Source organism: Micromonospora sp. MH33, from assembly GCF_003013775.1.
Classification (GTDB): domain Bacteria; phylum Actinomycetota; class Actinomycetes; order Mycobacteriales; family Micromonosporaceae; genus Micromonospora; species Micromonospora fulviviridis.
Genome location: NZ_MUYZ01000047.1, coordinates 1 through 14,166 on the forward strand (window position 1 = coordinate 1; position 14,166 = coordinate 14,166).

Sequence of the window (14,166 nt, forward strand, 5' to 3'; positions counted from 1 at the left end):
CGGCGCCGACGGGCTGGTCATGGTGCCGTACCTGGAGGGCGAGCGGACCCCCGACCGGCCCACCGCCACCGGCGCGCTGCACGGCCTGACCCTGGGCACCTCGACCCCGGCCCACCTGGCCCGGGCCGCCGTCGAGGGCATGCTCTGCGCGCTCGCCGACGGCCTCGACGCGCTGACCGCGCAGGGCGCCCGCGCCGACCGGATCATCCTGGTCGGCGGCGGGGCCCGCTCCGCCGCCGTCCGGCGGATCGCCCCGCAGGTCTTCGGCCGGCCCGTGGTCGTGCCCCCGCCCGGGGAGTACGTCGCCGACGGGGCCGCCCGCCAGGCCGCCTGGGTCGCCCTGGGCGGGGCGGCGCCGCCCACCTGGTCGCCCGGCGACACCGAGGAGTACGCGTCGCCGGGCGTGCCCGACATCCGCGAGCGCTACGCCCTCGCCCGGGACCGGGTCGTCGACCGGGTGCGGGGATAAACGGGATGCCGGGCGGTCGACCGGCGGGGATCATCGTGGCGTGCCACCGACTTCCCCGCCCGGAGACGCCGCCCGGCCCAGCCCGCTGCCCGTCTTCCAGTACGACGACGTCGACAGCCCGGGCGACGTCATCGACACGCTGCTGCTGACCGACTTCGTCACCGGCCGCCACCCCTGGGCACGGACCGTCCGCCTGGCCAAGGTCCGGGCCGGGGCCCGGCTGGTGCCCGAGCGGGCGGCGCTGACCCGGACGGCCATCGAGCGCAACCGGGTGGCCCGGCTCGCCGGTGGCGACGGCTGGACGGTACGGGTGGTGAACTGGCGCGGCCGGGGCGCGGAGGTGACGGTCACCGCCATCGACGAGGCCACCGGGGCGGCCGTCCTGGACGAGATCGTCACGGGCGGGGCGGAGCCGGTGCAGCCGGACACCGGACCGATCGGCTTCTGGCACCAGAACGCCCGCCGGGGAGCCCAGCGGGACACCCGGCGGATCACCACGCCGACCTGGGCCGACATCCGGGCCAACTATCCGGCCCCGGCGGCGACCCGGCTGGACGCCCTGATGGTGGCCACGCCCGAGACGGTCGCCGGTCGGCTGCTGCTCATGCACGGGCCGCCGGGCACCGGGAAGACCACGGCGCTGCGCGCGCTCGCCCGCGAGTGGCGCGAGCGGTGCCAGGTGGACTGCGTCCTCGACCCCGAGGTGCTCTTCGGCGATCCCGCATATCTCGCCGAGGTGGCGGTGGGGGATGACGAGGAGGGCGACGACGGCGAGGAGCCCCGTCGCTGGCGGCTGCTGATCCTCGAGGACTGCGACGAGCTGATCCGGGGGGAGGCCCGGCAGGCGACCGGGCAGGCCCTGTCCCGGCTGCTGAACCTGACCGACGGGCTGCTCGGCCAGGGGCGCAACGTGCTGGTCGCGATCACCACCAACGAGGACCTCTCCCGGCTGCACCCGGCGGTGACCCGGCCCGGGCGCTGCCTGGCCCGGATCGAGGTCGGCCCGCTGTCGCACGCCGAGGCGGCCGGCTGGCTCGGCACCTCCGCCGGCGTCCCGCCGCAGGGCGCCACCCTCGCCGAGCTGTACGGGCTGCGCGCCGGGACGTCGCCGGCCGGCGCGGTGCCGGTCGAGATCGGTGGCTACCTCTGACCGGGTGGGGGTCCGTGTTCCGGCCGTGACCCGCACCTGATTGGCTGCCCGGCATGAGCAGCGGCACGAGGGTCTCCCGGCGGGGGAACGCGGCGCACCGGTTCTACAGCGTGGTGGTGTTCGTGGTCCTCGCCTCGCTGGACAACGTGGCCATCGGCCTGGTCCCGCCGCTGTACGGGTCGATCTCCGGCGCGCTGGGCGTGTCGCAACGGCTGCTCGGCCTGGTCACCGCGGTCAGCTTCCTGGTCAGCGCGGTCGCCGCGGTGGCCTGGGCGTACGTCGGGGACCGGACCGACCGCAAGCCGCTGCTCATGGTCGGCACGCTGATCTGGGCGGCCGGCACCGGGGGCAGCGCCCTGGCCGAGCACTACCCGACGTTCCTGGCCGCCCAACTGGTCGCCGCGGTCGGGCTGGGCGCGGTCGGCTCGGTCGGCTTCTCCGTGGTCACCGACCTGATCTCGCCCCGCCGCCGCGGCCTGGTGATGAGCTTCTGGGGCCTGTCCCAGGGCGTCGGCACGCTCGCCGGCACGCTGACCGGGGGGCTGCTCGGCGCCACCGACTGGCGGCGGCCGTTCCTCGTGCTCACCGTCGTCGGCCTGGTCGCCGCCGTGGCGTACCTGTTCACGTACGACATCCGGCGCGGGCAGAGCGAGCCGGAGCTGGCCGCGGCACTCGACGCCGGTGGCGAGTACGACTACCGGATCAGCCGCGCCGACCTGCCCCGGATCCTGGCCCGGCGGACCAACCGCTGGCTGGTCCTCCAGGGGCTGACCGCGCAGGCGGCGTTCGGCTCGCTGGTCTGGTTGCCGGTGCTGTTCAGCCAGCGGGCCGAGGCGCAGGGTTACTCGGCGGCCACCGCCGTGGTGGTGGGCAGCGTCTTCGCCACCCTGTTCCAGCTCGGCGGGGTGCTGTCGATCGTGGGCGGCCTGGCCGGCGACGCGCTGCAACGGCGTACGCCGAGCGGCCGGGCCCTGGTCGCGGCGGTGGGCATCCTCGCGGCCGTGCCGTTCTACCTGGTCCTGTTCCTCGTGCCGATCCGGATCGACGTGCCGGACGGCGGCAGCTCCGGCGCGGTGATCGCGGCGGTGCTGGCCAGCGTGTTCACCGAGCCCACGGTCGGGCTGAGCCTGCTCACCGCCGTGCTCGCCCTCGCGCTCACCTCGGCCAACTCGCCCAACTGGTTCGCGCTGATCGCCGATGTCAACCCGCCCGAGCACCGCGGCACGGTCTACAGCCTCGGCAACCTGGTCAACGGGGTCGGCCGGGCGGCCGGCAACGGGCTGGTCGGGGTGGCCTTCCAGGCGCTGCGGGCGGCCTTCCCGCCGCCGCTGAACTACGCCGTCGGGCTGGCCGCGTTCCAGCTCTTCTTCATCCCGACCGGCGTCATGTACTGGCTCGCCGCCCGCACCTCGCCCCGGGACATCGCCCAGGTCCACGACCTGCTGCACGCCCGCGCCGACCGCCTCTGACCGGTGGGCCCCCCGCGACGGCGAACGGGTGGCCGCCCGGCAGCGGGCGACCACCCCTTTCACGGTGATGCGTGGCGCACCGGCGTCAGGCGCGGAACCAGACGGTCACGTCGGTGGGCACCCCGCCGTCCAGCGGGGCGCTCGACGCCAGCACCTCGGCGCCGGCCGGCAGCGGCACCGGCTCCGCGCCGAAGTTGGTGAGCACGGTGAGCCCGCCGTTGGTGAAGGTGAGCACCTCGTCGCCGGAGGAGAGCCAGCGCATCGGCCCCCGGGCCAGGCCGTGCTCGCGGCGCAGCCGCAGCGCGGTCCGGTACAGCTCGTAGGTCGAGCCGTCGACCCCGCGCTGCCGGTCGAGCGCGTACTCGGCCCAGACCGGCGGCTGGGGGAGCCAGCTCGCATCGGTCGGCCCGAAGCCGTACGACGGGGCGTCGGCCTCCCACGGGATCGGCACCCGGCAGCCGTCCCGGCCGCGCTGGGTGTGCCCGCTGCGCTCCCAGGTCGGGTCCTGCCGGGCCTCGTCGGGCAGCGTGGTGTGCTCCGGCAGGCCCAGCTCCTCGCCCTGGAAGAGGTAGGCCGAGCCGGGCAGGGCGAGCATCAGCAGGCTGGCCGCCCGGGCCCGGCGCAGGCCGAGCGCGGCGTCGGGCTGCGGGTCGCCGATGCCGATGCCGTTGGGTCGCCCGCCGCCGATGGCCAGCCCGAGCCGGGAGGCGTGCCGGACCACGTCGTGGTTCGACAGCACCCAGGTGGTCGGGGCGCCGACGGCGTCGGTGGCCTCCAGCGAGCGGGTGATCACCGCGTACTGGGCGGGGGCGGTCCAGGCGGCGAGCAGGTACTCGAAGTTGAACGCCTGGTGCATCTCGTCCGGCCGTACGTAGCGGGCCAGCCGCTCGGCCGGCTCCACCCACGCCTCGGCGACCAGGATCCGCTCGCCGGCATAGGAGTCGAGCAGCCGCCGCCACTCCCGGTAGATGTCGTGTACGCCGTCCTGGTCCCACATCGGCGGGAGCGGCTTGTCCACGTTCTGACCGGAGAGGATCTCCTGCGGCTCCTGCCAGTCGGCCAGGTCGGCCTGCTTGATCAGGCCGTGCGCCACGTCCACCCGGAACCCGTCGACGCCCCGGTCCAGCCAGAACCGGAGGATGTCCAGGAACTCGGCCCGCACCTCGGGGTTGTCCCAGTTGAGGTCCGGCTGGCCGGTGTCGAACAGGTGCAGGTACCACTGGCCGTCCGGCAGCCGGGTCCAGGCCGGCCCGCCGAACACGCTCTCCCAGTCGTTCGGCGGCTCGGCGCCCTGCGGGCCCTTGCCGTCGCGGAAGACGTAGCGCTGCCGCTCGGGGCTGCCCGGCCCGGCCGCGACGGCGGCCTGGAACCAGCGGTGCTGCGAGGAGGTGTGGTTCGGCACCAGGTCGACGATCACCCGCAGGCCGCGCGCCTTCGCTTCGGCGATCATCTTGTCGGCGTCGGCCAGGGTGCCGAAGAGCGGGTCGACGTCCCGGTAGTCGGCCACGTCGTAGCCGGCGTCGGCCTGGGGCGAGGGGTAGAACGGCGACAGCCAGATCGCGTCGACCCCCAGCTCGCTGAGGTGGCCGAGGCGGGCCGTGATGCCGGGGAGGTCGCCGATGCCGTCGCCGTTGGAGTCGGCGAACGACCGCGGGTAGATCTGGTAGATGACGGCCTCGGTCCACCAGCCGGTGGCCGGGTCCTGCTGCGTCGCGTCGGTGTTCAGCGCCTTCTCCCTGTCGTGCGTGCGGGACGAATCCGTTCAGTTTGCCCGGGGCGGCGCGGTCGATTCACGCACCACCAGGCGAGTGGGCAGGATCACCGACGCCGGCGGCCCGTCGTCGGCGTCCGGGCCGCGCGGCGCCGGCACCAGCCTGGCGTACGGGTCGACGGCGCGCCCGCCCAGCGGGTCGAGCAGCATCCGGGCGGCCAGCAGACCCTGCTCCGCGGCCGGTTGGGCGATGGTGCTCAGCCCGAGCACCCCGGCCAGGTCGTGGTCGTCGATGCCGATCACGCTGACGTCCTGCGGCACCCGCAGCCCGGCGTCGCGCAGCGCGGTCATGGCGCCCATGGCAATCTCGTCGCAGGCGGCGAAGATCGCGGTCGGCGGTTCGCCCCGGGCCAGCAGCTCGGCGGTGGCCCGGGTGCCGCCGTCGACGGTGAACTGCGACTCGACGTCCAGGCTCGGGTCGGGCCGGAGCCCGGCCGCGCGCAGCGCCTCCTGGTAGCCGCGCCGCCGGTCCAGGTGGGTGGTGAAGGCCAACTCGTCGTCGGGGTCGCCGGAGATGTGCGCGATCCGGGTGTGGCCGAGGTCGAGCAGGTGCCGGGTGGCGGTCCGCGCCGCGGCCACGTCGTCGATCCGGACGCAGGGCCAGCCGGGCACCCCGCTGCCGGAGCTGATGGTCACGCCGGGCAGGGCCAGCTTGGTCAGCGCGGTCAGGTCGGCCGGGCGCAGCGGGGTGGCGACCAGGATGATCGCGTCGACCCGCTTGTGCAGGCTGGCCGGGCGCAGCACCCGCTGCCGGATCTGCTCCCGCCCGCCCAGGTTGTAGAGCAGCAGGTCGTAGCCGTTTTGGTGGAGGAAGTCCTCGACCGCCTCGACCACGGTGCCGAAGAACCAGCGGGTGATCCGGGGGACCACCACCGCCACCGTGCCGGTCTTCCCGCCGGCCAGCCGGGAGGCGCTCGGCGAGACCGCGTACTGGAGCTGCTCGGCGGCGGCGAGGACCCGGCGCCGCGTCGCGGCCGAGACCGTCGGCAGGCCGCGCAGCGCCCGGGAGACGGTGGCTGTGGAGACCCCGGCCAGGCGGGCGACATCGTCAATCTTCGTCATTGGTTCCCCGCTCCGAGCCGCGCCCGCCGCCGCCGGGGTCCGGCGGCGGCGGAGCAGCGGATCAGCCCTTGACGCTGCCGGCGAGCAGGCCCCGCACGAAGTAGCGCTGGAGGGACAGGAACACGATCAGCGGTACGACGATCGACACGAACGCGCCGGCCGTCAGCCGCTGCCACTCGTTGCCCCGGGTGCCGGCCATCTCGGCGAGCCGGACGGTCAGCGGGGCGGTCTCGTTGCCGCCACCCGCGAAGATCAGCGCGACCAGCAGGTCGTTCCAGACCCAGAGGAACTGGAAGATGCCGAACGCGGCCAGCGCGGGCGTGATCAGCGGCAGCACGATGGTGCGGAAGATCTTCGGGTGGGTGGCCCCGTCGACCCGGGCCGCCTCCATGAGGTCCCCCGGCAGCTGCGAGATGAAGTTGTGCAGCAGGAACACGGCGAACGGGAGCGCGAAGCAGGTGTGCGCGAACCACACCTGCGCGAACTTCTGCTCGTCGACCAGGTCCCAGGCGGGCAGCACCTGGATCCCGGCGACCGTGACGCCGGTGGAGAAGAACTTCAGCAGCGGCACCAGGGCCATCTGCAGCGGCACGATCTGCATCGCGAAGATCGCGATGTAGAGCCAGTCCCGCCCCTTGAAGTTGATCCACGCCAGCGCGTACGCGGCCAGCGACGCGAAGGCGAGCGGGAAGAGCACCGACGGGATGGTGATCGCCAGCGAGTTGATGAAGTAGCTGGCGAGCTGCCCCGACGAGGAGGAGGTGCTGAAGAGCACCTCCCGGTAGTTCTCCAAAGTGAACTGCGGGTCGCTGAAGAAGTTCCACCAGCCGGTGGTCTTGATCTGGTCCTCGGGCCGGAACGAGGAGACGAACAGGCCGAAGGTCGGGATCGTCCAGAGCAGCGCGATGACGATCGAGACCAGCGTGGCGGTGCGGCTGTTCAGCCGCTTGCGCACCCGGGCGACGCGGGTGGTCTGCCCGGTGGCCTGTGTGCCGGCCGGGACGGTGGGCGTGGCGGTGGTCATCTCAGCCCTCCCGCTGCTGACGCAGGTTACGGATCTGGTAGATCACGATCGGGATCACCAGGACGAAGAGGAAGACCGCGAGGGCGGAGCCCTGCCCCGGCTCGCCGTACCGGAACGCCTGGTTGTACATCTCGTTCGCGATCACGCTGGTGTCGTAGTTGCCGTTGGTGGCGGTCCGGACGATGTCGAAGACCTTCAGCGTGGCGATGGAGAGCGTCACCACCACCACGATCAGCGCCGGCCGGATGCTCGGCATGGTGATCTGCCAGAACATCTGCCAGGGGCTGACCCCGTCCAGGCGGGCCGCCTCGACGATGTCGGCCGGGATGGCCTTGATCGCCGCGGAGAGCACCACCATGGCGAAGCCGGCCTGGATCCAGATCATGATCACGATGAGCAGCAGCGTGTTCAGCGGCGACTCGAGCAGCCACTGCTTGGGCTCGCCGCCGAGGCTGACCACGATCTGGTTGAGTAGGCCGATCTGCTCCTCGCCGTCGCCGCGGTACGCGTAGACGAACTTCCAGATGATGCTGGCGCCGACGAACGAGATCGCCATCGGCAGGAAGATCAGCGACTTGGCGACCGCCTCGAACCGGGCCTTGTCCACCATCACGGCGTAGAGCAGGCCGAACGCGGTGGCCACCAGGGGCACGAGGAGCACCCAGACCAGGGTGTTGATCAGGACCCGGACGATCGAGGGCTCGGAGAACATCCAGCCGTAGTTGCGCAGGCCCACCCAGTTGACGCTGTCCTTGTCCATGAGCGAGAGCAGCGTGGTGCGGATCGCCGGCACCACCAGCCCGATGGTCAGCAGGAGCAGCGTCGGCAGCAGGAAGAAGAGGGCGAAGACCCCCTCCCGCTGCTTGCGGCGGCGGGGCAGCGGGGCGCCGCTCGCCGAGGCCGCGACGAGCTGGGCCTCCCGCCGTCGGGCGAACCAGGCCGGCACCACGTCGAGGAGCAGGAGCAGCCCGCCCACGACCGCGACGAAAGCGATCAGCCCGTACATCAGCATGAGGAACTTCGGCTGTTCCGCCGCGAAGTCGAACTCCATCGACCCTCCCTCAGGGTTCGGTTGCGGGCGGTGGCCCGGCCCGCGTCGCGGACCGGGCCACCGCCTCAGATCACTTCCAGCTGCTATCGATGCCGTTCAGCACCGTGGTGGTGTCCTTGCCGTTGATCCAGTCGACCATGCCCTTCCAGAAGGTGCCCGCGCCGACCGCGGCCGGCATCAGGTCCGAACCGTCGAACCGGAACACGGTCTTCGGGTCCTGAAGGATCTGCACGGAGAGCTTGTCCACCGGGTTGGGGACGTTGTTCAGGTCCAGCTTCTTGTTCGCCGACACCCAGTCGCCGATCTTGGCGCGGCTGTTGGCGTACTCGCCGGAGGCCAGGTAGGTCTGCACCGCCTGGACCTCGGGACGGTCGGCGAAGGCCGCGACGAACTCGCCGCCGCCCAGCACCGGCTTGCCCTTGGCCGGGTCGATGGCCGGGAAGTAGAACGCGAAGACGTCGCCGTCCTCGGCCACCTTGGTGCCCTTCGGCCACTGGTTGGCGTAGAAGGAGGCCTGCCGGTGCAGGGCGCACTTGTTCTTGAGGATCGGCGTGCCCGCCTCCTGGAAGGAGGTGGTGGCGATGCTCTTCACGCCGCCGAAGCCGCCGTTGACGTACTTCTCGTTCTTGAGGATCGAGCCGGCCTTGTCGACGGCCGTGGCGACCTGCGGGTCGTTGAACGGGATGCCGTGGGTGGTCCACTGGTCGTAGGCCTCCGGACCCGCGGTCCGGAGCATGACGTCCTCGATCCAGTCGGTGGCCGGCCAGCCGGTGGCGTCACCGGACTCGATGCCGGCGCACCACGGCTTGGTGCCGCTCGCCGCGATCTTGTCGCTCAGGGAGATGAGCTCGTCCCAGGTGGTCGGGACGCTCCAGCCCTTCTCCTTGAAGGTCTTCGGCGAGTACCACACGTAGGACTTCACGTTGGAGCCCAGCGGCGCGCCGTAGAACTTGCCGTCGACGGTGCTGTACTTCAGCCAGTCGGGGGAGTAGTTCTGCTCGGCCATGGCCTTGGTGTCGGCGCCGGCCGGCTTCAGCTTGCCCGCGTCGGCGAACCGCTTGAGCAGACCCGGCTGCGGGATGAAGGCCAGGTCGGGGGCGTTGCCGCCGTCGACGCGGACACCCAGCTGCGCCTCGAACTCGGCGCTGCCCTCGTGGTCGATCTTGATGCCGGTGCAGTCCTCGAACTGCTTCCAGGACTGGTCGAGGCGGTCGGCCTCGATCTCCCGGATCGACGAGTAGATCGTCACCTTCTTGCCGTCGTGGCCCTGGTACTTCTCGTACGGGGCGCACTCGGGCTTGCTCGCGTTGCCGCTCTTCTTGTCGTTGCCGGTGCCGCAGGCGGTGACGCCGAGCGCCAGCCCCAGAACGCCGGCGATCGCGAGAGCCTGGCGCGATCTGGCAAACGCCATGCCGATCTCCTTCCTTGCCGGCGCGTGGGGGAAATCGAACCCGCGCCGGTCCGATGGTCGTCCCCACATGTAAGCGCTTGCATCCCGTGCGGTCCACCCCCTACCGGACACGGCCCGGTAACAATCCGGAAACCCGCTCACCGGCCGTGGGCACGCTCCCACGCTCCGCTGACGGCCCGCGACGACCCCTCTTCCCATCAATGGAACTTTCTGCCACGCTGTCCGGAGCGGATCGAAAACTTTCAACATAGGAGGCAATGGATGCGCAAGCGCTGGTTCAGCCTCGCGGCGGTGGCGGCCGTCCTCGTGGCCCTGGTGCCGGCGGCCCCGGCCATGGCCGCGCCGACGTTCAAGGTCCCGTTCCCCTGCAACCAGTCCTGGTCCGGCCAGACCCGGTCCGACCACAGCCCGGCATACGCCATCGACTTCAACCGCACGGACGACCTCGGCGACCCGGTGGTGGCCAGCGCGCCCGGCACCGTCGACCGGGTCACCGACCTCGGCGGCACCAGCTACGGCAAGTACGTCCGGATCGACCACGGGAACGGCTACACCACCTACTACGCCCACCTGAGCAGCTTCAACGTGTCGGTCGGCCAGACCGTCGGCTACGGCCGGGTGATCGGCTACGTGGGCAGCACCGGCGGCTCGACCGGCCCGCACCTGCACTACGAGCAGCGGCTCAACGGCAACGACATCCAGGTCCGGTTCAACGGGGCGCTCGCCCTCTACTGGGGCACCAAGACCTACACCAGCGACAACGGCTGCGCCGGGTCGAACACGGGCGCCGGCACCGTCAACACCACCTCCGGCGTGGCGCTGACCGTCCGGTCCGGCCCGGGCACCGGCTACAGCGCGGTCGGCACGGTGGCCGACGGTGCGAGCGTCACCATCTACTGCCAGACCAGTGGCACCTCGGTCACCGGCACCTACGGCACCAGCTCGATCTGGGACCGGATCGGCTCCGGCCGGTTCATCTCCGACGCGTACGTCTACACCGGCTACGACGGCTACATCCCGGGCGTGCCCCGCTGCTGAAACGGGCGGGGAATCCGGCCCGCAGCACAGCGCCGGGGTCGCCGGGCCCGGACGCTCCTGTCTGGGAGGACGGAGCTTCGGGCCCGACGACCCCGGCGGGTCAGGGCTGGTGGAGGTCGACGGCTAACTGAAGATGCTGACGCCGCCCGGGCCGACCAACAGGCCGACGATGATGAGGACGACGCCCCAAAGGATCTGCCGGCGGAAGAGCGCGAGGATGCCGGCGACCACCAGTACGACTGCGAGAATCCAGAGAATCAGCTCCATGTCGGCTGGATACCCGTCCGTCGGATCCGGGAAACCTGGTTCTCAGTCGAGATGATCACCCACATGGAAGATGCTGTACGCCTGCTTGATGACCGGGTGCGCCACGTTGCGGACCCGTACGCCGCCCGGGGTCGTGCCCCGTTCGCTGCCGTGGTGGGCGTGCCCGTGCAGGGCCAGCGCGGTGGGCGCCGAGTCGATCGCCTGGCCGAGCTGGTAGCAGCCGAGGAACGGGTAGATCTCCAGCGGCTCGCCGGCGAGGGTGTCCGGCACGGGGGAGTAGTGGGTGAGCGCGACCAGCAGGTCGCAGTCCAGCCCGCGCAGCGCCGTGCCGAGGGCGTCCGCGCTCTCGTTGGTGGTCCGGACGAACGCCTTCATCTCCGGCTCGCCGAAGTCGCTGGCGCACCGTCCGGCGAACCCGCCGCCGAAGCCCTTCACCCCGGCCACGCCGAGCCGCCGGCCGGCGCACTCCAGCACGATCCCGGTCCCCTCCAGCACGGTGATCCCGACGTCCTCCAGCACCTTGACCACCTGCGGCACCTGGTCGCACTGGTGGTCGTGGTTGCCGAGCACGGTGACCACCGGCACGCCGAGGTCGCCGAACTCCTGCGCCACGCACCGCGCCTCGGACTCGGTGCCGTGCCGGGTCAGGTCCCCGGCGAGCAGCAGCACGTCCGCGCAGTCGGGCAGTTCCTCCAGCGCGGGCCGGAACCGGCCGACCACGTCCTGGTCCAGGTGCACGTCGCCGACGGCGGCGATGCGGATCACCATCGAACCTCCCTCACGGCAGCTCCTCGACCTGGGTGGGGGCCTGGGTGCGGATCACGCCGATGTCGCTGGTGACCGGCAGGTCCGGGAAGCGCTCGGCCACGCGGCGAAGGATCTCCTCCCGCCGGTGCGGACTCTCCACCTCGCCGTAGAGCACCAGGCCGCGCTCGCGGCGCACCACGGTGATGCCCTGTTCGGCGACGTCCGGGTCCTCGGCCAACATGCTCTGGATCTCCGCCTCGACGTACTCGTCGGGCGGCCCGCCGCCGTGGTGCTCGGTCACGGGGTCTCCCTTCCTCCGGGCGCGCCGCCGGGCAGCACGTCCAGCCGGTCGAGCAGCACCAGGAACGCCTCGGCGTACGGCGAGTGCTGCGTCTCTTTCCGTACCCGTTCCCAGTCGATCTGTTCCCGCAACGAGCGGGCGAGCGGCAGGGCCCGGGCGAAGTCGCAGTAGTGCTGGGAGAAGCTGAGCAGCTTGTGCACCATGAGCTGGCTGGCCGAGAGCACCGGCATGTGGATGGCGTCGACCGGCCGCACGATGGTGTCGGCGAAGGTCTCCTCGGTCACCGGGGTCTCGATCGGCCGGTGGATCAGGTCCACCATCCGGCCCTCGTCGTAGACCTTGACCAGCCAGTCCTCGGGCGGACGCTCGGCCGTGAAGCCGGCGTCGACCAGGGCCTCCAGGGCCCGGTCCACGTCCTGGTGCCGGATCAGGAAGTCCACGTCGTGGTCGCTGGAGTGGCCGCCGTGGGCGTACACGGCGAAGCTGCCGCCCAGCGCGAAGGGGATCTCGGACTGCTTGAGCACGGCGGCGACCTTCTTCAGCGTGTGCACCAGGGTCTCGTCCCCGCGCTCGGCCATCTGGGTCTCCCGTCGTCGTAGGTGGCGGTGGGAATGAAGTTGCGTACCCGGCGAACGGGTCGGCCACACCTGTAGCGGGCGCGGCCCGACGTGCCGGGGACAGATGCGGACAAAACGGCGAAGGCGAGCGCGGGTCGGATAACCTCGGCAGGGTGGCCAGGTCACTGCGGGTGCGGCGCGGCAGGGCCCGACTGCGCGCCGTCGCCCTGATCGGCATCGACGGCTCGGGCAAGACCACACAGGCCCACCGGCTCGCCGAGGCGCTCACCGCCGCGGGCCACCCCGCCACCTACCACCGCAACGCCGGCGGCCGCCGCTGGCTCGGCCGGCTGGCCCAGCGGGTCGGCCGGCCCGACGCGCAGCGGCTCGTCGGGCGCAACGGACTGCTCGCCCTGGAGTCCGTGCTCCGCTGGCTGGCCATCGCGCTCGCCCTGCTGAGCTGCCTGGCGACCGGCCGGACGGCCGTGATGGACCGCTGGTCCGCCTGCCAGTACGCCAGCATCCGGGCGCACGGCGGGCAGCGGTGGGAGCGGCTGGCCCGGGCCGGTTACCGGGTCTTCCCGTCGCCCCGGGTCACCTTCCTGCTCACCGTGGACCCGGCCGAGGCGTACCGGCGGATCGAGCGGCGCGGCACCGACCACGAGAGCATGCAGTGGCTCAGCGCCGCGGCCAGCGCGTACCGGAACCTGCCGGAGTACGGCGGCTTCGTGGTGGTGGACGGCAGCGGCACCCCGGAGGAGGTGTCCGGCCGGATCCGCGCGCACCTGACCGAGTGGCTCCCCGGCGACCCGCCCCCGCCGGCCGGTCCGGACCCGGGCGACACCCGACCGCCGTCCGGCGGGGCGGGGCGCGGCGAACCGGTGCCGGCTCAAGCCCGCCCGTAGACCGGGACGCTCGCCCCGCTGGTGGGCGCCGACTCATCGGAGGCCAGGAAGCGGATCACCGCGGCGATCTCGGCCGGCGGGACCCAGCGCCGGTGGTCGGCGTCCGGCTGGGCGGCCCGGTTGGCCGGGGTGTCGATCACGCTGGGCAGCACCGTGTTGCAGCGCACCCCGCGCTGCCGGTACTCCACGGCCACGGCGTTGGCGAAGGCCTGCACGGCCGCCTTCGCGGTGGCGTAGCCGGCCGCGCCGGGGAAGGGGGCCACCGCGGCCCGCGCCGACACGCAGACCACCGCGCCGCCGCCGGCCGCCACCAGGTGCGGCAGCGCGGCCTGGGTGACCAGGTAGGTGGGGCGCAGGTTGATCCGCAGCATCCGGTCGAACTCCTCGATCGGGGTCTCGTGCACCAGCCCGCCGCTGGCGTACCCGCCGACCAGGTTGACGACGGCACGCAGCGGCGCGGCCGGTTCGGCGGCGGCGACGGCCACCGCCCGAGCGGCCCCGGCGGGGTCGAGCAGGTCCGCGGCGACGACTTCAGGTCGCCGCGCGGCGTCAGGGGCGCCGAGCGACGGCTCTCCTCGGAGCCGGACCGGCCCGGCGGCCGCCTCGCCACCCTCCCGTTCGGGTACGACCACGCGCCAGCCGGCCTTCAGGAAGGCGGCGGTGACCGCGCCGCCCAGCCCGCCCGTGCCCCCGGTCACCAGCACCGTCCGCTCCGCCATGGGCACACGCTAGCCGCCCGGCCGGCCCGGCGGTGACCGGGTCCCGATCCGGCCCGTCGACGCTGGTCGATGCCGGTCGGAGTGCGCGGCCGGCCGACCGGTGACCTCGGCCAGGCCGTCCGGCGGGTACGGCGGGCGCGACGGCCGAGCCGCCCGTCGGCCGGCGGGGCGGAGTCGACCGCAGCGGAGGAGGCGGCAGGGCTGCGGGAATGGGACCCTTGGCGC

Annotated in this window: 14 protein-coding genes and 1 pseudogene; 5 read left to right on the forward strand and 10 right to left on the reverse strand. The window is 72.6% G+C overall.

The window, feature by feature from the left end; genetic code table 11:
* From B0E53_RS10550 to B0E53_RS10560, 3 genes are all read left to right on the forward strand, one after another.
* Positions 1–469 (forward strand): FGGY-family carbohydrate kinase (locus tag B0E53_RS10550; protein WP_246835332.1); only part of this gene is annotated, 469 nt, incomplete at its 5' end.
* A gap of 40 nt (positions 470–509) precedes the next feature.
* The gene (locus B0E53_RS10555) at positions 510–1,619 is read left to right on the forward strand and encodes a DUF5925 domain-containing protein (RefSeq protein ID WP_246835333.1); all 1,110 of its coding nucleotides are present in this window, start codon (positions 510–512) and stop codon (positions 1,617–1,619) included.
* 53 nt (positions 1,620–1,672) lie between these two features.
* Positions 1,673–3,088: an MFS transporter gene (locus B0E53_RS10560; RefSeq protein ID WP_107075873.1), complete on the forward strand. Its 1,416-nt coding sequence runs from the start codon at positions 1,673–1,675 to the stop codon at positions 3,086–3,088.
* A gap of 85 nt (positions 3,089–3,173) precedes the next feature.
* Here the strand turns inward: B0E53_RS10560 and B0E53_RS10565 are convergent, their stop codons facing one another.
* The 5 genes from B0E53_RS10565 to B0E53_RS10585 all read right to left on the reverse strand — a co-directional run bounded on the left by B0E53_RS10565 (position 3,174) and on the right by B0E53_RS10585 (position 9,407).
* Positions 3,174–4,814 (reverse strand): glycoside hydrolase family 13 protein, encoded by a 1,641-nt coding sequence (locus tag B0E53_RS10565; RefSeq protein WP_107075874.1) that lies wholly within the window; start codon positions 4,812–4,814, stop codon positions 3,174–3,176.
* 36 nt (positions 4,815–4,850) lie between these two features.
* Positions 4,851–5,921 (reverse strand): LacI family DNA-binding transcriptional regulator, encoded by a 1,071-nt coding sequence (locus tag B0E53_RS10570; RefSeq protein ID WP_107075875.1) that lies wholly within the window; start codon positions 5,919–5,921, stop codon positions 4,851–4,853.
* 61 nt (positions 5,922–5,982) lie between these two features.
* Positions 5,983–6,945 (reverse strand): carbohydrate ABC transporter permease, encoded by a 963-nt coding sequence (locus B0E53_RS10575; protein WP_107075876.1) that lies wholly within the window; start codon positions 6,943–6,945, stop codon positions 5,983–5,985.
* 1 nt (position 6,946) lies between these two features.
* A complete protein-coding gene (locus B0E53_RS10580; RefSeq protein ID WP_107075877.1) occupies positions 6,947–7,996 on the reverse strand; it encodes a sugar ABC transporter permease in 1,050 nt (349 codons plus the stop codon).
* 70 nt (positions 7,997–8,066) lie between these two features.
* A complete protein-coding gene (locus tag B0E53_RS10585) occupies positions 8,067–9,407 on the reverse strand; it encodes an ABC transporter substrate-binding protein (protein WP_107075878.1) in 1,341 nt (446 codons plus the stop codon).
* Positions 9,408–9,668: 261 nt separating this feature from the next.
* Between B0E53_RS10585 and B0E53_RS10590 the strand changes: the two genes are divergently transcribed.
* Positions 9,669–10,445 carry a M23 family metallopeptidase gene (locus B0E53_RS10590; protein WP_107075879.1) on the forward strand — a complete coding sequence of 259 codons (777 nt, stop codon included), beginning with the start codon at positions 9,669–9,671 and terminating at the stop codon, positions 10,443–10,445.
* Positions 10,446–10,568: 123 nt separating this feature from the next.
* On the opposite strand, the gene B0E53_RS37490 is transcribed toward B0E53_RS10590, so the two are convergent.
* The 4 genes and pseudogenes from B0E53_RS37490 to B0E53_RS10605 all read right to left on the reverse strand — a co-directional run bounded on the left by B0E53_RS37490 (position 10,569) and on the right by B0E53_RS10605 (position 12,578).
* On the reverse strand, positions 10,569–10,712 hold the full coding sequence (locus tag B0E53_RS37490; RefSeq protein ID WP_168215290.1) for a GPGG-motif small membrane protein: 144 nt from the start codon (positions 10,710–10,712) through the stop codon (positions 10,569–10,571).
* Positions 10,703–11,480, reverse strand: a pseudogene (locus B0E53_RS10595) (metallophosphoesterase). The gene B0E53_RS37490 and the pseudogene B0E53_RS10595 overlap by 10 nt, the downstream one beginning before the upstream one ends.
* Before the next feature lie 10 nt (positions 11,481–11,490).
* Entirely contained in the window at positions 11,491–11,700 is a 210-nt protein-coding gene (locus B0E53_RS10600; RefSeq protein WP_225853614.1) for a hypothetical protein, read from the reverse strand.
* A 56-nt stretch (positions 11,701–11,756) separates the two neighbouring features.
* Complete coding sequence (locus tag B0E53_RS10605) at positions 11,757–12,578, reverse strand: nucleotidyltransferase (RefSeq protein ID WP_348639653.1); 822 nt, start codon at positions 12,576–12,578, stop codon at positions 11,757–11,759.
* Here B0E53_RS10605 and B0E53_RS10610 point away from each other — a divergent pair.
* Positions 12,491–13,222, forward strand: a complete 732-nt coding sequence (locus tag B0E53_RS10610; RefSeq protein ID WP_107075883.1) for a dTMP kinase — start codon at positions 12,491–12,493, stop codon at positions 13,220–13,222. The genes B0E53_RS10605 and B0E53_RS10610 overlap by 88 nt on opposite strands.
* Here the strand turns inward: B0E53_RS10610 and B0E53_RS10615 are convergent.
* Positions 13,207–13,941: an SDR family NAD(P)-dependent oxidoreductase gene (locus B0E53_RS10615; RefSeq protein ID WP_107075884.1), complete on the reverse strand. Its 735-nt coding sequence runs from the start codon at positions 13,939–13,941 to the stop codon at positions 13,207–13,209. The genes B0E53_RS10610 and B0E53_RS10615 overlap by 16 nt on opposite strands.
* Positions 13,942–14,166 lie beyond the last annotated feature (225 nt).